The organism is Mariniflexile soesokkakense (genome assembly GCF_039650365.1).
In the GTDB taxonomy this organism is placed as follows: domain Bacteria; phylum Bacteroidota; class Bacteroidia; order Flavobacteriales; family Flavobacteriaceae; genus Mariniflexile; species Mariniflexile soesokkakense.
Genome location: NZ_JAZHYP010000001.1, coordinates 470,438 through 487,621 on the forward strand (window position 1 = coordinate 470,438; position 17,184 = coordinate 487,621).

The window sequence follows — 17,184 nt, forward strand, 5'->3', positions numbered from 1 at the left end:
TCCTATTACGCTTTAAAAGGGCAAACGGCCATTAAGTTAGAACATAATGCTTCTATTTTTGTGCTTTCAGGTATTGATTCAACTCCATTAAAAAGGCTAAGTAATTCCTCTGTATTCATCTTAACATCTTTCATTTCTAGTTTATAGGCAGGAATTCCTACAGACTCTAAATAATCTTGATATTTTATATCGTCTCCAAATACATCATTAGAAAATTTTTGCCAAACAGCTGGAATACGATAAGCATGCGCAACGATGACACCGTGTAATGACGAGGAAACAATTTTTTCACATTTCAAAATTTCATTAGTCGTTTTCTCAACATCATCCGTCATTAAATCAATTAATAAGGTAGATGTTTTATTTTTATAAAATGCCTCCACTTTTTTAAAATCTCTGTAATGTGGAATCACACCTATTTTAAATTCTTTCTCAATTTCTGGATTGTAGTACTTTGGCAATAACAACGCAGGATCTCCATAAACTTCTGGAACATCATAGCCTTGGATTAAAAGACACTTTCTTGTTTGTGGTCCTCGAACCGCTAAAAATTCAGCTTTTTTTACTACTGACTCTTTTGATATAATGCCACTTCCCCAAACAATACAATTACCGGTTACATGAGTAAGAATACTGCCGATAGTTACATAAATGGGTGAGAAAAAGTTATAAATTGAAAACATGGAAGGTTTCACCCAAACTGCTTTTTTTTGGGATATTTTTTCAACCAAATACTTACCTAAGAGGTCTCCATAATTTTCTTTAGATTTTTTTTGTAGTTTCTTTTCGTTCCACCAAAACAACCTAATTGTACTAGAAAAAATCATGTTTACACCTTTTGGTTTTTTAATTTATTGCGTTGAACCTGTTCGATAGGCAAAATATCATGCAATTTAAAACTAAGTGCTTTATGTACCGCATTTAAATCTCTAGATAATTTACGCAATCCCATAGGCTCTAATGAAGCCGCATGATCTGTACCTTTCCAAGTTCTATCAATAGTATAATGGCGTTCTATAATGTTTGCACCCAAGGTATAAGCAGCCACATCTACAGCGATGCCTAAATGATGCCCTGAAAAACCAATATGTTTTACATCCTCTTTATATTTTTCAATGAGCAAATTAATGTCTAGAAGGCATACATCTTCAAATGGCACTGGATACCCCGAGGTACAATTATAAAGCACTAAATCTTTATTTCTATTGAACTTTTTGAAAAACTGAACCAAGTCTTCAATTTCATTTTTAGTAGTCATACCTGTTGAAATATGAAGTTCGCCTTCATAATTTTTACATAACCACTCCAACATGTTCATATTATTATTACATGCCGAGGGTATTTTTATAAACTCAGGCTGTAAAGAAGCTATTTCTTTTGCAGAAGTTACATCCCAAACCGATGTGGAGTACGTAATCCCAATTTCTTCGCAATACGCTTTCAATTCTTTATGCTGCTGCACATCAAACTCCAGGTACTCACGATGTGCTCCGTAGGTGTCTCCATAAGAATTAGCTGGGTTTGGATGCGGTTGGTTGTATTGTTCTTCAGTTAATAATTCTTTATTATTTCGCTTTTGAAACTTAACCGCATCGGCATTACAAAATATTTTCGCCACTTTAATAAGTTCTTTGGCTATTTCCATATCGCCTTTATGGTTGCAACCAATTTCAGCAATTATGTAGGGTTCTTTATAAGTATTCATAAATATTCAGGCAATTAAAATCTTTTATTATAATTAAAAATAAACTGACAAGCTTCTCTAATAGCACCTGCTCCCGAATTTTTAGAAAGCACAATGTCAGCATGTTGTTTAACCACATCGGTCGCGTTATTTGGGGTTAACGACCAACCAACACTACAAATATTGGTTAAATCGTTCACATCATCACCTAAATATGCGACGTTATTAAGTGATATGTTTTGTTCTTTTAAAACATGCTGTAATAAGCTGTATTTATCTTTCACACCTAAAAATACTTGATTTATTTTTAGTTTTTGCATGCGTTTGGCAACCAATTCAGACTGTTCCGAAGTCATGACCATAACCTCAATATTAAATTGACGTAATATTTCAAGCCCCATACCATCACGCATATCGAAGTCTTTAGTGTGCTCACCATCTTTGGTATATGTAATAGTGCCATCTGTAAAAACACCATCTACATCTAAAACAATGTGTGTGATTTTCTTAGATTCCTTTGCACGTTTTTGGCGTTCTATGAGCAAAGTTTCAACAGCCATCCAATCGTTTTCAGAATCAATTTCCAATAAAGTATCCTCTGCCATTTTAACCACAGCTACTTTATTGCCTATTCTGTTTTTATGTTTCTGTAAAGCTTCTTTGGTTGTGGTATAAACAGCTCCATTTTCCACCAATAAACCCTCAAAATCTTGACGTCTAGGTCTTTTATGAGGATTGTAATTAATGGCAGTTCCGTTTTCATTCCATAAAAAACGATGTGTATTTACAACTGTTAATGCGGAATCAAACCCATTCTTTAATTCATCCAAACAGGCATTTATATCCTCTTTTTTAGTAAAAGGCGATGTGGCTTGAAGCAAACAAAATATATCAAAATCATAATTTATTCTTTCACAGAATTCAAGCATTGCGAACTCGGATGAAGCAGTATCGGTTGCACTTTCATCACTCCGCAAAACAGCTTTTACTTTAGGCGTCCAACAGTATTCTTTATTTATAAAATCAATAATATCAGTATCATCTGTATAAACAAATACTTCATCTAAATTTGAAAAAATGGCTTCCGCTAAAACCCACGTAAACAAGGGTCTACCAACCATTTTCCGCTTATTTTTATTAGGTATTCCTTTGGAATTTTTTCTAAGAGGTATAAATCCTATTTTACTCATCTATACTTATATCATTTGGTTGCTAAACAGAACATGCTAAAATACACTTTTTGTGTTTGAAACAACAGAAATTTAAAACAAAATAGATAATTAAAAAACTAAACTAATGGATTAAATATTGAAGGCGAATTATAGTTAAAATCTAAATTATTTAAATCAAAAATTAAATTCCCTGCTTTTTTAACGAAACAGACATCACTTTGATCTAAAAAATAAACTAATTCATTATCAATGTATTGACTAAACATTTCTTTACCTACTTCATTAACTAACAAAGTAGGAATTCTTAATTGTACAGCCTCAATCAAACACCCTGAATAATTTGTAATATGCAACAAACTAGATAATAATGCTTTTGGTAACGGTATAGAGTAAGCGTCCTGAATTACTACTTTACTATCTATTTCATTTATATATAAAAACGTATTCAATTCATTAATATCCAAATTATTTCTTGGGTGCAACCTCAAAACCCATTTATATTTATTCTCTTTGATTAATAAAACCATCTTAGGTGTCAGTATGTCTTTGATGGTGAATGGATATGTTTGTAGGCTATAAAAAATACAATCACGCTTAATTTCAATGTTTATATTCTTACTCAACCAATACCCTAAATAAGGCTGACCAACAACTCTAGAAGAAATTACATCTGTTTTTTTTGCCCATACATCAATATTATTTTTAGAAGCCTTATCCCAATTCCAAAATTCTATTGGCATCGTATTAAAACCTTTTTTTGGTATTTTATCCCAATTTGAAAAAGCAAGATGAACATTAGTTTGTGGTCCATGTTGAAAATCAATTGTTTTTATTTTAAGATTATTAGCAACCACCAATGCTGAATATAAATCATCTAAGCCGTAATAACCTAAAAAAATCACTTTTTCTGGCTTTACACACTTGAATAGGTTGTTAAAAAACCCATTACTAATTCTTAGTTTATTAGTCCATTCAATCAAGTTATGCTTTCTTAAGCTTAAGATATCCATATTTAGGTTTTCCATAACTAAATCATCAAGAAAACTATCATAACCCTCTAGCTCAAATTTTGCTTTTTTCTTTATTAACTTGTTGAGTACTTTTTTTAAAAACTTATAATAATCAAGGTGTTTATTTAATAGAATTATGGACTTCCTATTATAAATAGGCTCATTGATTTTCTGATATTCAATTGTATAAATTTCATTTTCCAACCTATGAAAATCAATCATCGAATCATAAAATCGATTAAAATTTACTCCATCTTGTAGAATACGATGAATATGAGATCCAAAAAAAACAATTCTTTTTCGCTTTAGCCTTAAAAAGAAAACTATCAAAACAAATGGAGCCTTCAAAAAGTACAGGTTTTTTTTCAGAAGTTGGAGTGGTGAAAAGCTTTTTCTTGATTTGGTTTTTTCACCATTTTTAATGGCCAAAGGTTTTTCATTCATTAAAACCAACATATGAATATACAGTTTTATACGAACATAAGGCCAAATATGAATACCATTGATAAGCCAAGTATCAACAGGATATTTATGCTCTAAACCCAGAATGGTTTCCTTAATCTTTTTTTGTGTAAACATTGAAAATAATATTCAACTTTTTGAAACTTTGTTATAAGCGTCCAAAACTTGTTCTTTAATTAATTGTCTTTCAAATATTGGTTTTACTGATATTTGATTTAACTTAAATGCATTTTTAATTAAATCCATTCTTGAAAGAGCAGAAACAATATGCCGGTTAATTTCATTAATATCTTCACAATTTTCAATCAACAAACCATTTTTATTATGAGTTATAACTTCTGCCGATGCACCTCCAGGGTTGGACTGAATTGGGAATGCCCCTTGTGCAATAGCTTCTAATAACGTATTTGGCATACCATCTGAATTACTGTTACCAATATAAATTAAAGCTTCCCCCATAAGTTCTAAAATTTCATGATGGGGTAAAAAGTCTTTCCTGTATAAAACCTTAATGGAAAGTTTGTTAGAAAGTTTTTTTTTAATCACATAATTAGCAACCTCAATATCGGCACCAAATACAACAACAGTAAATTCTTTAAGTTCTTCTGTTAATGATTGAATGGCTTTTAAAACCTGAATAGACCTACCCGAACGCCCTTGGTATCCTTTTATTAAAATTGTTTTTCTTTCTTCTACTGGTTTTATATATCTATTAGTTTCATCATAATTAAAACCTCCTCCTCCTGGAAAAGTTCCCAAAACGTTACCTTTAAACCCTAGTTCATTTGCTATGTTAATATCTCGCATACAATCGGTAATTAAATAATCAATTCGGGGCAACACTTTTAAAATATCTTCTTTATATTTAGGTAAGTTTCTAAAATAGAACAAGTCGCTACCCCACGAAGAATAAATCCAAGGTATTTTATTATAAGTTTTCATTACTTCTAAAATTGGAGCACAAGAAATATATAAGACGAAGCTGTGAACTATATCTGGTTTAATGTTTTCTATTGTTTTTTTAAAGGTTTTAACAACATCATTTTCTATTAAAAAACTAATTCTTTTATAGAAAAAAGGCAATCGTTTTTTTATAAAATGTCTTCCTTTTAAATTAGGGTACTTTTGCTTCCAACCTGTAATTTGATATACCCATGGTAAATTTTCTGCTTTACCGCCATCTAAAACATCAAACCAATATACTTCATGTCCAGAATTTTCAAGTTGATGTGCCCACCGCACAAAATGTATTGAATTCATTGACACCAAAAGTATTTTCATATTAGTTACAATTTAATAATTAAATGGATTGTTTGATTTTTGGAGTTATACTGAAATTGATATGCTTTATCTCTCAAATTTGTAATAATATATTCCAAAAGAAGATTATTAATTGTGTCCATCTCTAAAAAAGATATTGTTTTTTGTCCTAATACTTTTTTGGTGTTTTGTTTTATAGATTTAAATTCTTTGTGTGGTTTTATTTCAATCTTGATTACTTTATCTTTTTCAGTAAGCAGAATATGGTTTACAAAAGCTTTAAATTCAGCTTCTTTATTAGTTAAACTATATGTTGTTTCTATATTATTTAAATCATCATAATCAGATTTGTTATAGCTCCCCCAAGGAAAATTTACATTTGCTTTTATTTTATTATTGCTATTTGTAAACTTTAAATACTCATGATTTATCTTTTCTAACAAATTATGAAAAGGTGTTAAACTGTTCTTATTTCTATAGCTTTTAGGATGCCATTGATGAAGCATTAATATAGTATCATCATAAAAATAAACTGTGTAACCAGCATTTCTAAGTCTGATGTGAACATCTGTATCTTCACCTCCCCAACCATTATAAAATTCATCATAACCATTAATCGATTTTAAAATATCCGTAGTAAACAAAGCCATTCCCGTAGCCTCTTTATTGGATTTAAAATTGATATGATAATCAACAAACGCTTTATTAATTTTTGATTCGGTTTGACTTAAAAAACCAACCTGAAAATAGACAACCTTTAAGTTGTTTTTTAAAATATTAAGTGTGGAAATAAAATCCGGACTATAAATCATGTCCACATCTCCAACAAAAACAAAAGGGGTTACACACCGTTTTAAAGCTATATTGATAGCTCTTGACTTACACCACAACTGTTGCTCCGTCTCACATCTTACTAGCTTTATAAACTTATAATTTCCGAGCAACTTTTCAAGTTCGTTTTTGTATAATGCTACACTACCATAATCTATCAATATAACTTCAAAACATCTATCTGTTTGGTTTAATAAACTGTCTAAACAGTTTTTCAAAATACCTATATCTCGGTTTCTGTATGTTAAAACAATAGTTATCAATATCTAACTGTTTTACTTAACTTATTTGTTATAATAATCGGAGTTTTCTTTAACCTCAATACACGCTTTTCTACTAAATGCCACGATAAACACCCAAACATTATAGAAGCCATCAGAGAATAAATCATCAACTGGTATGCATCCAATCTAAAAAAATACATTAAGGTTTGTTGAACAGGAAAACTATAAATATAAATTCCATAGGACATATCTCCAATTTTACCAAAAGTACTAAAAAAAGGCAGGGGTGTAAACCCTATAAGCAAAATTATAATTGGCAGAATAAGATGCTTTACCATGCTATAAAAATTGAAATAAATTGAAACGACAAAAATTAGAGTAGCCAACAAAAGCAGCCATTTCGTTTTTATCTTTTCAAAGTCAAATGCCGCCAATGTACTACCACAAACGAAGAAAGTTCCCAGATCAAGAATTTCATACCCAAGCATCCCTAATACAGAAGCTCCTGCAAATCTGCCAAGAAAAAAATTATATATGATTATTAAAACAGCTAAACTTGTTATGAGAATACATTTCGCTATATCAGTATTTTTCCTAAAAAAGAATAACAAAGCGAGCGCTATGTACAATGAAAACTCATAGCGAATGGTCCAAAGTGAACCATTGATAGAATGGTAAGGGTTCTGGTTGAATATCCCTTTTATAACTGGTTGAAAATTGTATAAGGATAGGTTATTAGGCAAGTAAGTATAAACTTCTATATTTTTATAAAAAGGCATAGTCCCTTCATATACAAACGGTGCTAGCATTAAGGTAATTAACAAAACCACGAAAAGTGCCGGAAAAAGTCTTAAAAACCTTTTTTTAAAATAATCTAATAGGCTTTTACTTCTTTGAAGGCTTTGAAAAATAAAAAATCCACTAATAATAAAAAACCCATCTAAGCCTATTCGAGCTAATACTAACTGTCCATTGCTTATTTGGTAAATCCATTGTGAAGTTTCATTACTTCCAGAAAGCGGATAGGAATGTGATATAACCACAAATATGGCAAACAAAAATCTTAAAAAATCAAAATTATTATGCTTTTTCATTTTTAAGACTTATCCTTTTAAAACCGCTTGTGTCTTCAAACATTAATATTTATCTGGTTTGTTTGATATAAATTTTATTAAATAAACATACCGCTTCATTATATACCAAAAATCAATAAAAAAGTTTTTTAGTAATCTGAAAACAGACATTAAAAATCCTTTTGAAGCACTTATAAAACCAACATCCTCATGCCATAATTGATAATTTCCAACTACATCTCTTGTAAACCTAAAAAACAATTGCTTTTTGTTTCTTTCAATTTGATAACAAAAAATGGATGCAACAAAATCAATCTCATATCCTGCTTTTAAAACACGTTTTGTCCATTCCTTATCTTCAAAAGTGGCAACATCTTCTTTAAAGGGATGCTTTTCCCAAACTTTTTTATTAAAAGCTGAACCTGAAAAAATTAAACCCGATTTATTTGGGTCTGTTTTGGCAGGTATATTATTTATAAAATTTTTGTAATCATTTGTATTATGCAAACATCGTAATCCCGCCAAATCTGGATTTTCCTCAAATTTCTTTTTTATTAGCTTAAAAAAATCATGGCTAACAGGATAAGAATGTGCACTAAACATGACTACAATGGGAAACTTCGCTTCCTGTGCAGCAACATTTGCACTACCACCGTAACTGAATTTATTAATGGTAATAAATCTAGCATTATATGCTTTTGAGACCGCTTCACTTGTATCTGTTGATAAATTATCAATTACCAAAATCTCCCCAATATCATCTAAGTACCTTTCTGCTAAATTCTTTAAAAGAAAAGTAAGTGCTTGGTCTTGATTTTTATTTCTTATAACAACTGAAATCATAGATAGTAATTCCGAATAACTTTTATTTTCTAAAAAACCTTAAAGGTCTGCTAACTAGTTTAGCTATTCTATATTCTATTGAATTTTTAATTTTCATTTCACTAGAACGGTGCGTTTTTAATTGATAAAAAAGTACCCGCATGCAATTGTCAAAATCATCAATATAAAGCTCTTTATGCTTTCTATAAATATATTCTCTGCTTTTTTCCGAATGATTTTTAATAGTGTCCACAAGCATTGATTTTCTTGATTTTCTATAATAAAACAAAAAGTCTTCAACTATTTTATATTTCCAACCTCGCTTGGTAATGGACAGCCAAAACTCCCAATCTTCAAAACCATTCTTCATACTTTCGTCATAACCACCAACCTCTTCCCAACATTTTTTTTTATATAATGAAGTGGCAATTAATTGGTTTGCATAAAGTAGATTGAGGTGCGTAGTTCCCTTTGGTTTCAATTTATAAATAATGTTATCTACCCCTTTATCAAAAAACAAGCTGTAACATGATACTATTGCCAATGATTCATCTTTTCTTAATTCTGGAACCAGTGTACTTAAAAAATTGGCATCAATAATATCATCTGAATCTAATGGAAGTACATACTCACCATTACTAACTTTTATACCAGTGTTTCTAGCACTTGATAAACCACCATTTTCTTTAGATATGTATTTAAATCTTTCATCTTTAGAACACCATTGTTTTGCCACCTTTTCGGTGTTATCTGGACTTCCGTCGTTCACAACGATACATTCCCAATTATCATAAGTTTGATTTAATACAGATTGAAGCGTTTCATCTAAAAAATGAGCTTGTTTGTAACAGGGAACTATTATGGAAACGAGTTTATTCATTCAAAAGAAAATCCTAACAATACTATTTTACTTATTAAAAATACCTATATATTTTTTCAAAAATCTTAGTGGTGCTAAAATAGCACTTCCTAATTTGTAATTTAATGAGTTTACTGCTTTTAGCTTACTTTTTTTTAATTGATGGTTTGAGTATAATAATTGACTTGTAAACGACTCAAAATTATCCAAATATATTTGCTTATGTTTATTGAATATATAATTTCTTAATTCTGTGTCATGATTTTCAAGCGCTTTACGATCGCGTGATATGGTTTTTACTCTGTATATAAATAGAGGTTCTTCAATGATGTGCATGTGCCAACCGATTTTCAAAATGGAAATCCAAAAATCCCAATCTTCATAACCATTAACCATGTTTTCATCATAACCAGAAGTTTGTTCCCAGCATTTTTTTCTGTACATAGAACAATTCATCGCATTGTTTTTTACCAGAAAGTTAGTAATAGAACCCCCTAAAGGTTTTATAACCTCACCACCTATTTTATTACCTTTTAACTTTTTATAATAACAGCCAACAACACCAATATTTAAATTACCATTTAATACATTAATTGCATTTTCTATAAAAGTAGTCTCAAAATAATCATCGGCATCTAGATTTAAAATATAGTCTGTTTTTGCTAAACTTACACCTACATTTCGGGCTCTGCAAACCCCTCTATTATCTTGAAAAACAACCTCAACATTTTCATACTGAATAGTTTCTAAAATTTTTCTTGTTTCAGCATTAGAACCATCATCAATAATAATAACCTTTTCAGCTTTTAAAGTTTGATTTAAAACAGAATGCAACGCTTCCATAATATACTTCCCATCATTGTAACAGGGAATTACTACGGTAACATTGCTAAGAGTACTCATGGTTTTAAATTAACTTATTGTTTGTATAAAAATGGAAAAAGTTTTTTTCTAAGCCTAATTATTGGGAAGTATTTTACACTAAGATATGAAAATAGAAATTCAGGATTTTTCATAAACAACATCACCCAATACATGAGATCTTCATGTAGTTTGTTTTTTTCTCTAAATCTTACTACCCATAACCAGTTAAAAACAACATCAATTTCATCAATTGAAATTTGATTTTTACTACTCCATGAAATGATAGATTCATATAATTTCATATTATATTTTTTATATAAATCTTTCTGGTCAAAAACATTTGTTTCGTGAATACCTCTTAATGCTAGAGGTTCTTCTATGATTCCTGATTCCAAACGACATTTAATTGCCATTTTAAAAATAATATCTGAATCTTCAGCCACCATTAACTGTTCATTAAAATAGCCAATAAAATTAAACACAGACTTTCTAACCGTTAACCCGTTTAAATGTAAATAACCATATTTACTGGAAATTATAGCATCAAATAATTTTTCGGGTTTTATTTTTTTTGTAATGGTGTTTAACTTTAGCTGTTCCTTTTCTAAAGGTGTTACTTCTCTATAAAAATGAAATCCAACGGCATTGTATACTCCATCGGCTTTTTTGTTTTCCTCAAATATTTTTTTATCATTTGCAAACCTATCTTCCAAATAAAAATCGTCTGCATCTAAAAAGGCAATATAGTTTTCTTTAGCATGTTTAATTCCTAAATTCCTGCTAGCCGAACGCCCTTTATTTACTTTGTTTTGATGCTGGTAAATTTTAATTTTTGAATTCGAAATTTGTAATGTTTTAAGAATTTGAAGTGTTTTGTCTGTACTGCCATCATTTACCACAACAACTTCATTAACTTCTGGCTGCAATAATGCCGAGTTAATAGCCTTTTCTATGAAGCGTTCAACATTATATGCTGGAATGATTACAGATATTAAAAAAGACATTTGTTTGTTTTAAAATTATCAATACTGCTTCAAAAACATATTGCGTATTGTAAAGTTGTAGATTAATTAACTTCTATACAAAAATGGGAAAAGTTTTTTTCTAAGCCTAATTACAGGAAAGTATTTAATTGCTAAAAGTGAAAACAAACATTTTGGATTTCCGACAAATAAAAATTTCCAATACTTTATATTTTTTAACAAACTATCCTCTTCTTTATATTTTAAAATCCATAATCGTTTAAGTATTGTATCTATTTCATTATAAGGGATGCCATTTTTACAACTCCATAAAAAAAGCAATTCATAAACTTTTGCTGTATAATTATTATAAAGTTCTTTTCTATTAAAAACATTAAATTCATGCACCCCTCGAATCGCAACAGGTCGATTGATTATTCCCGTTTGTAATTTACACTTTAATGCTATTTTATAAAAAAGTTCTGTGTCTTCCATAACCTGTAAAGATTCATCAAAGTATCCAACAGCATCAAAAACTGATTTTTTAATTGTTAATCCATCAATTGAAAATTGACCTTCTTTTCCATAGAATAAGGTTTCAAAAAGATGCTCTGGCTCAATTTTGGTTTTTACGGTGTAAAGTGCAAGTCCTGCTTTTTCACCTAAAGTAGTTTCTCTATAAAAATGAGCTCCAATAGCATTATACACACCATCTGAAAAGGGATTGTTTTCAAAGTGTACTTTATCTGCTTTAAATCTATTTTCCAGATAAAAATCATCAGCATCAAGAAAAGCAATATAATTGCATTTCGCCTTCTTAATACCTAAGTTTCTACTTGCCGAACGCCCTTTATTTATCTTATTTTCGTGTTGATATATTTTTATTTTTGGGTTTTGATTTTCAAGTTTTTTAAGTATAATTTGGGTATCATCAGTGCTACCATCGTTAACCACAATTATTTCACTAACTTCTGGTTGTTTTAATACAGATAGAATAGCCTTTTCAATAAAACGCTCGCAGTTGTACACCGGAATTACAACGGAAATTGAAAAAATCATTTTTTATATTTTCGATTTGCTTTAATAAATCTATTCAAAATTTTTAAACCAGAAATAAAAGACCCTTGTTTAAATAGTTTAAAAGCAATGATACATGCTTTATTAAAATGCAATTGTCTATTCTCTTTTAAAACATTACCATATTCTAGCAAGAAATACTCTTGTTGTTTTGTTTCAAATTTATTTAGAGCTTGATTAACCAAAAACTCATAAAATTGCATCTTTGCTTCACTTTTCTCCGTTAAATTATTGTCTTTTCCTGTAATACTATTTGAAGTTACCCTTATTGAAACTACTGCTTCGTTTAAAGTGTATATTTTTTGGAAATTTGTAAACTCTAACCACATGCGGTCATCTGAAAACCAAGCTAAAGGATAATTATATAACTTGTTTTTAAGATAGGCTGCTTTTGAAAAAATATGCTCAGAGAGCGAACTTCGTGATTGCCCTAAACATTTCCGATAATATGCATCTGTAGCTTTTTCTATTTTTGAATGATTATATAAAGGATATCCTTTTAATGGGTTGCCATCTTCATTAATATATTGTGATGCAAAACGCACAACTTCAATATCTTCTTTTAAAATGTTATTCATATTGGCATAAAAAAATTCTACACAATTTTTTCCCAACACATCATCATCTCCTAAAAGCATAATCCAAGTTTCGTCTAAAGTCATGTCAATACAGCGCTTCCATTGTTTAACCAATGATTTTTTACCTAAATTATTATCGAAACTTTTATAGGTAATATTAAGGCATTCCTTATATTTTTCAATAATATCCACAGGGTTATTTACACTATTGTCATTGCCTATATATACATTAAACCGTTTATCAGTTTGAAGGGATAAAGACTTTAGAGTGCTTTCAAAATAATTATAATTATAATATGGTATAACGATGCCTAACATTTAATTGTTTATTTGAATTTTAAAAAATTCTATCTTAGGAAACTTTAAAGTATACTTAATACCCAAATCATTAATAAGAGTTTTGTATTTATTTTCATCCCCCCAAAGTCCAAATTCAGCTTTTTTCCTAATATAAGACACAATAGTACATTGTTTTAAAGGTTTTATTGAATTTAACAATAGTTCACATTGTTGTTTGTTTTCATCTAATGATTCGTCGTAGCGCAAATAGATTAACAATTCATCATTTGGTTTTAAAAGTGTGATGAAATTTTTAACAGATATCATATAATCAACTACACTTTTTTCAGTCTTAAAAACTTCACTAGTTGTGTTGTGCAAAAAACAGCAAGGTCTATATTTGGTTTTGTGCACTAATCTATTTATTCGCAGTTTTATTTTATTCTGAAATTGAATGTTTGTTTGTAAATCATCGAAGTGGTAAAATAAAGCTTCAGGGTATTTTTTTGAATATACTTTACCTTCCTCATTTTTACTTAAATCTGCTAAAAAAAAACGGAAAGAATCTCGAAGCATTTCATAAACATATTGCATTGCTAACAGAGGTTCAATGTCTAACCAATCAAACGGTAAACTCTCATCTCTTAATTTAGTTTTATACAAAACATATGCGGGATGGCAATCGCAACCAATTGGTATAATAGCTTTATTTGAACCATATTGCTTATTGATTTTAACTCCAAATTGACCACCTTTATATTTAAGTAAATTAATTCTCATTTTTTTATCTTGAAACCTATGCACTTAAGCTTGTTAAAGAAATAATTTTCTTTTTATAGTCACTAAAATTTTCATAATAAAACTATGCTTCTTCAATAATTTCATTTTTGTTTTATTGTTGAGAAGCCAAAAATACTGGTTATAAACAATGACATCAAACTTTTGTAAATCTGAAATTTTTCCTTCATTTTTATTTGTAGTTTGTTCTAAATGAAGCCTAAATGTTACTAGTTTTTCATTTATTAACGCCGCTTTATATTTTAAAAGCGCTCGGTTACAAAATTCAAAATCTAATATTTGAATTAAATCTTCTCTAAATTTACCAATTTCTTTTATTAAATCTTTTTTAAAAAGTATAACGCTTGGTTCTCCGAATTTGTTTAAAGGCTCTATTAAAAACGCGCTTAGTTTGAATATTTTTTTATCAATAATAGAGATCCCATTTTCAGATTTTAAGTTTAAATTACTTTGTAAATCACCATACATTTCAATCCATTGCTTGGTTTTGTTTGATTTAAATGATTCATCTACCAAAATATTTCTTTTAGATAACACAATTTTTATAGAATTATCGGTTTCTAAAACTTTCATCATTTTATCTATACAAGTAGGTTCAAGTAAATCGTCTTGAAACAAAAATTTTATGTATTCACCATTTGCTTTGTCTATACAATAGTTCCAATTTGCACCAATCCCTTTAGGTGCATGGTTATATATTTTTACAGGAATTCTTGTTTTAGAAATATACGATTCTATAATAGACAATGTATCATCATTTGAAGCATCATCAGAAACAATAATCTCTAGGTTTGGATATGTTTGCTGTATTGCTGAATTCATAGTTTCAGCAATATACTTTTCCCCGTTGAACGTTGGGATACAAATAGATACAAGTGGTAATTTAGCCATTAATGTTGCTGTTATGTTATTACTTCAAATTTAATATTGGTTTAACTAAAAACATCATCAAAATTATACTTGCTACTTATTTTGTGTTTTTATTTAAATTTAGAAACAATTGAATTAAATATTAAAACACTTTTTTTAACCAATTTATACTTATTTAAGAAAAAAGGAAATGTACTTAACATGACAAAAAAACCATTAATCTTTTTATTATTGCCATATAAAAGACTCGCTTTTTCATACTTTAATTCCTTTATTACCTTTCTGTTATTTTTTAATATTGAAACGTAATTGGTGGGTTTGCTACTTTTTAAATAAAGTAACATTTTAGACCTAAAAAAAAGATTTGCATCAATAATAGATATTTTTTTTTCATTTCTAACCAAAGTAGCAATAACACTATTGGAATGACATCTAAAATTATTTAAGCTTTTAGCAACATATCCTATTTTATTATTAACTAAAAGTTTAATATACAACAACCAATCGCCACTATATTTTAAATCGTTTTTGCTTTCTATAGAACCTAACGACAATAATGCTTTTCTTTTCATTAAAACCGCACTAGCATTAGGTATTACATTTATAAACATTAAATAGTGTTCAATAAATAAATTACCGTCTAAAATAAAATCATTTTCAAATTGATTTTTACTTAACCAATTCGTGTGACTTTCCCAATTTCCTGTGATGGTCCCTTTTTCATTTACCCGATTTGATTGACAGTAAGATAAAACAACTTCACTATTATGAATTAATGGTTTACTTACTTCTTCCAAAAATTGAGCATCATTAAAATCATCTGTCTCTGCTATCCATATTATCTCACCCTTAGCCAAATGCATCCCTTTATTCCACTGTATAAATGTATTTCCTGAATTGGTTTTATTTAAAATACAATGGCTCACGTTTGGATTTTTAGCATATTCAAGCAATATAGATTGACTATTATCTGTACTACAATCATCCAATAAAATTACCTCAAAATTAGGGTAGGTTTGATTAAAAATAGAATCTAAACGTTCCCTTAAAAAAAGTTCGTGATTATAATTTGGTACTATTACTGAAATTAATGGCACCTCACTTTTATTGGGTTCTATTTTATTCAAAGTACTCAATTCCTCTTTTATAAGCTATTACTTTATAATATTCCGGACAAATGATATCTGGAGTAAAATTTGAAAATTCAATTTTGTTAATTTCTCCATGAGCCTTTAAAACCTGTTGATTATTAAAATAATAAACAACTTTTTCTGCCATTGCTTCAATATTTAAATATGGCACAATTACTCCTCCACCTTTTTTTATAATCTCTTCGCTTCCTGTAGCGTTCTCAAAACAAATAATAGGTTTACCAAGCATACCTACTTCAATACACACCAAAGGAAAAGGGTCTTCACGAGAAGTCATTAAAAACAAATCAAAACTGTTATAATAATCTTGTGGATTGGTTTGCTGTCCTACAAATGAAATAAGACTTTCTATTCCCATTTTTCTTATATCCTCGTCATTTATAAGTTTTTCCTTATGAGATATATCGCCAACCCAAGTAAACTGTATTGATAAGTTAGGGTAGTGTGTTTTAATATATCTTGCAACTTGAATAAATATATCGCTCCCTTTTCGCCAATGAACAACTCCAGAACCTCCAACATGAAATACTCTTGAATCATTATTTTGAATTAGCACATTATAATTAACCGTAGAACATTCATACACTCTAGTAATACAAGTTTTATTTATAGACCAATTTAATATTAAATTTTGCTTTACGAGTTCCGATGCTGCAATAAAATGATCTACTTCAATGATATCTTTATTAAAATTAGGAGTTGCCTCTTTAATAATAACATTCAATTCATGAATATGAGCAATATGTTTTGAATTTTTGCTTTTTATTTTACTACCATAAGCAATAGATAAAATAGTGTTTGAATAAATAATATCATAACTATTTAAACGAAGTTGTTCAATTAAAGCATCTTGCTTATCTTTTACTTTAATTAATTTACCTGACAGCCTTTTTAAAGCTGTCTTTTTTTCTTTTAATTCTGACAAATCAAAATATTCGTTTACCACTTGTTTAAAATCCTCATACAACTCCCCTTTTTTTAATGAAAGAAGTGTTAAATTCAAATCACTTTTATTCGCTTTTAACCAACGCAAAAAATGTAGTAACACCATGGGTGCACCAGTTCTAGAAGTTTCATGGGTTATGAAGATTAATTTCATAGTATAAAGTCTACTTTAAAATGTTTTTAATTTGAGAAGAATTTTTTTAATCTCATTTTGCAATTTTAAATATTTACTAGACAATTCATAGGCTTTTTTATATAATAAC

General features: G+C 29.1%; 17 protein-coding genes. All 17 read right to left on the reverse strand.

Translation table 11 applies throughout. The features are described from left to right. Positions 1 to 5: 5 nt before the first annotated feature. Entirely contained in the window at positions 6 to 827 is an 822-nt protein-coding gene (locus VP395_RS02105) for a polysaccharide pyruvyl transferase family protein (RefSeq protein WP_346240056.1), read from the reverse strand. Between the two features lie 2 nt (positions 828 to 829). Beyond that, positions 830 to 1,705, reverse strand: coding sequence for an N-acetylneuraminate synthase family protein (locus tag VP395_RS02110; protein WP_346240057.1), 876 nt, complete (start codon positions 1,703 to 1,705; stop codon positions 830 to 832). Positions 1,706 to 1,719: 14 nt separating this feature from the next. Further along, the gene (locus VP395_RS02115; protein ID WP_346240058.1) at positions 1,720 to 2,874 is read right to left on the reverse strand and encodes a cytidylyltransferase domain-containing protein; all 1,155 of its coding nucleotides are present in this window, start codon (positions 2,872 to 2,874) and stop codon (positions 1,720 to 1,722) included. Between the two features lie 98 nt (positions 2,875 to 2,972). Then, positions 2,973 to 4,445: a hypothetical protein gene (locus VP395_RS02120; protein ID WP_346240059.1), complete on the reverse strand. Its 1,473-nt coding sequence runs from the start codon at positions 4,443 to 4,445 to the stop codon at positions 2,973 to 2,975. A 12-nt stretch (positions 4,446 to 4,457) separates the two neighbouring features. After that, a complete protein-coding gene (locus VP395_RS02125) occupies positions 4,458 to 5,609 on the reverse strand; it encodes a glycosyltransferase family 4 protein (RefSeq protein ID WP_346240060.1) in 1,152 nt (383 codons plus the stop codon). A 5-nt stretch (positions 5,610 to 5,614) separates the two neighbouring features. After that, on the reverse strand, positions 5,615 to 6,682 hold the full coding sequence (locus VP395_RS02130) for a glycosyltransferase family 2 protein (protein WP_346240061.1): 1,068 nt from the start codon (positions 6,680 to 6,682) through the stop codon (positions 5,615 to 5,617). Next, positions 6,679 to 7,737, reverse strand: coding sequence for an acyltransferase family protein (locus tag VP395_RS02135; protein ID WP_346240062.1), 1,059 nt, complete (start codon positions 7,735 to 7,737; stop codon positions 6,679 to 6,681). Before VP395_RS02135 ends, VP395_RS02130 begins: the two co-directional genes overlap by 4 nt. Positions 7,738 to 7,779: 42 nt before the next feature. Next, positions 7,780 to 8,559 carry a glycosyltransferase family 2 protein gene (locus VP395_RS02140; protein WP_346240063.1) on the reverse strand — a complete coding sequence of 260 codons (780 nt, stop codon included), beginning with the start codon at positions 8,557 to 8,559 and terminating at the stop codon, positions 7,780 to 7,782. Positions 8,560 to 8,581: 22 nt separating this feature from the next. Beyond that, positions 8,582 to 9,418 carry a glycosyltransferase family 2 protein gene (locus tag VP395_RS02145; protein ID WP_346240064.1) on the reverse strand — a complete coding sequence of 279 codons (837 nt, stop codon included), beginning with the start codon at positions 9,416 to 9,418 and terminating at the stop codon, positions 8,582 to 8,584. A 27-nt stretch (positions 9,419 to 9,445) separates the two neighbouring features. Continuing rightward, positions 9,446 to 10,300 (reverse strand): glycosyltransferase family 2 protein, encoded by an 855-nt coding sequence (locus VP395_RS02150; RefSeq protein WP_346240065.1) that lies wholly within the window; start codon positions 10,298 to 10,300, stop codon positions 9,446 to 9,448. Positions 10,301 to 10,314: 14 nt separating this feature from the next. Beyond that, the gene (locus VP395_RS02155) at positions 10,315 to 11,265 is read right to left on the reverse strand and encodes a glycosyltransferase family 2 protein (protein ID WP_346240066.1); all 951 of its coding nucleotides are present in this window, start codon (positions 11,263 to 11,265) and stop codon (positions 10,315 to 10,317) included. A gap of 66 nt (positions 11,266 to 11,331) precedes the next feature. Then, positions 11,332 to 12,282, reverse strand: coding sequence for a glycosyltransferase family 2 protein (locus VP395_RS02160; protein ID WP_346240067.1), 951 nt, complete (start codon positions 12,280 to 12,282; stop codon positions 11,332 to 11,334). After that, positions 12,279 to 13,196: a glycosyltransferase gene (locus VP395_RS02165; RefSeq protein WP_346240068.1), complete on the reverse strand. Its 918-nt coding sequence runs from the start codon at positions 13,194 to 13,196 to the stop codon at positions 12,279 to 12,281. Before VP395_RS02165 ends, VP395_RS02160 begins: the two co-directional genes overlap by 4 nt. Beyond that, positions 13,197 to 13,937, reverse strand: a complete 741-nt coding sequence (locus tag VP395_RS02170) for a DUF1796 family putative cysteine peptidase (protein WP_346240069.1) — start codon at positions 13,935 to 13,937, stop codon at positions 13,197 to 13,199. Between the two features lie 33 nt (positions 13,938 to 13,970). Beyond that, complete coding sequence (locus VP395_RS02175) at positions 13,971 to 14,846, reverse strand: glycosyltransferase family 2 protein (RefSeq protein WP_346240070.1); 876 nt, start codon at positions 14,844 to 14,846, stop codon at positions 13,971 to 13,973. Between the two features lie 89 nt (positions 14,847 to 14,935). Then, the gene (locus VP395_RS02180) at positions 14,936 to 15,952 is read right to left on the reverse strand and encodes a glycosyltransferase family 2 protein (protein ID WP_346240071.1); all 1,017 of its coding nucleotides are present in this window, start codon (positions 15,950 to 15,952) and stop codon (positions 14,936 to 14,938) included. Beyond that, positions 15,945 to 17,075 (reverse strand): glycosyltransferase, encoded by a 1,131-nt coding sequence (locus VP395_RS02185; protein WP_346240073.1) that lies wholly within the window; start codon positions 17,073 to 17,075, stop codon positions 15,945 to 15,947. The genes VP395_RS02180 and VP395_RS02185 overlap by 8 nt, the downstream gene beginning before the upstream one ends. Positions 17,076 to 17,184 lie beyond the last annotated feature (109 nt).

Coding starts and splice junctions, on each gene's coding strand:
- VP395_RS02115 (WP_346240058.1), bottom strand. CDS start 2,874: ATGAGTAAAATAGGATTTATACCTCTTAGAAAAAATTCCAAAGGAATA.
- VP395_RS02105 (WP_346240056.1), bottom strand. CDS start 827: ATGATTTTTTCTAGTACAATTAGGTTGTTTTGGTGGAACGAAAAGAAA.
- VP395_RS02120 (WP_346240059.1), bottom strand. CDS start 4,445: ATGTTTACACAAAAAAAGATTAAGGAAACCATTCTGGGTTTAGAGCAT.
- VP395_RS02140 (WP_346240063.1), bottom strand. CDS start 8,559: ATGATTTCAGTTGTTATAAGAAATAAAAATCAAGACCAAGCACTTACT.
- VP395_RS02165 (WP_346240068.1), bottom strand. CDS start 13,196: ATGTTAGGCATCGTTATACCATATTATAATTATAATTATTTTGAAAGC.
- VP395_RS02160 (WP_346240067.1), bottom strand. CDS start 12,282: ATGATTTTTTCAATTTCCGTTGTAATTCCGGTGTACAACTGCGAGCGT.
- VP395_RS02155 (WP_346240066.1), bottom strand. CDS start 11,265: ATGTCTTTTTTAATATCTGTAATCATTCCAGCATATAATGTTGAACGC.
- VP395_RS02135 (WP_346240062.1), bottom strand. CDS start 7,737: ATGAAAAAGCATAATAATTTTGATTTTTTAAGATTTTTGTTTGCCATA.
- VP395_RS02150 (WP_346240065.1), bottom strand. CDS start 10,300: ATGAGTACTCTTAGCAATGTTACCGTAGTAATTCCCTGTTACAATGAT.
- VP395_RS02175 (WP_346240070.1), bottom strand. CDS start 14,846: ATGGCTAAATTACCACTTGTATCTATTTGTATCCCAACGTTCAACGGG.
- VP395_RS02170 (WP_346240069.1), bottom strand. CDS start 13,937: ATGAGAATTAATTTACTTAAATATAAAGGTGGTCAATTTGGAGTTAAA.
- VP395_RS02145 (WP_346240064.1), bottom strand. CDS start 9,418: ATGAATAAACTCGTTTCCATAATAGTTCCCTGTTACAAACAAGCTCAT.
- VP395_RS02125 (WP_346240060.1), bottom strand. CDS start 5,609: ATGAAAATACTTTTGGTGTCAATGAATTCAATACATTTTGTGCGGTGG.
- VP395_RS02185 (WP_346240073.1), bottom strand. CDS start 17,075: ATGAAATTAATCTTCATAACCCATGAAACTTCTAGAACTGGTGCACCC.
- VP395_RS02110 (WP_346240057.1), bottom strand. CDS start 1,705: ATGAATACTTATAAAGAACCCTACATAATTGCTGAAATTGGTTGCAAC.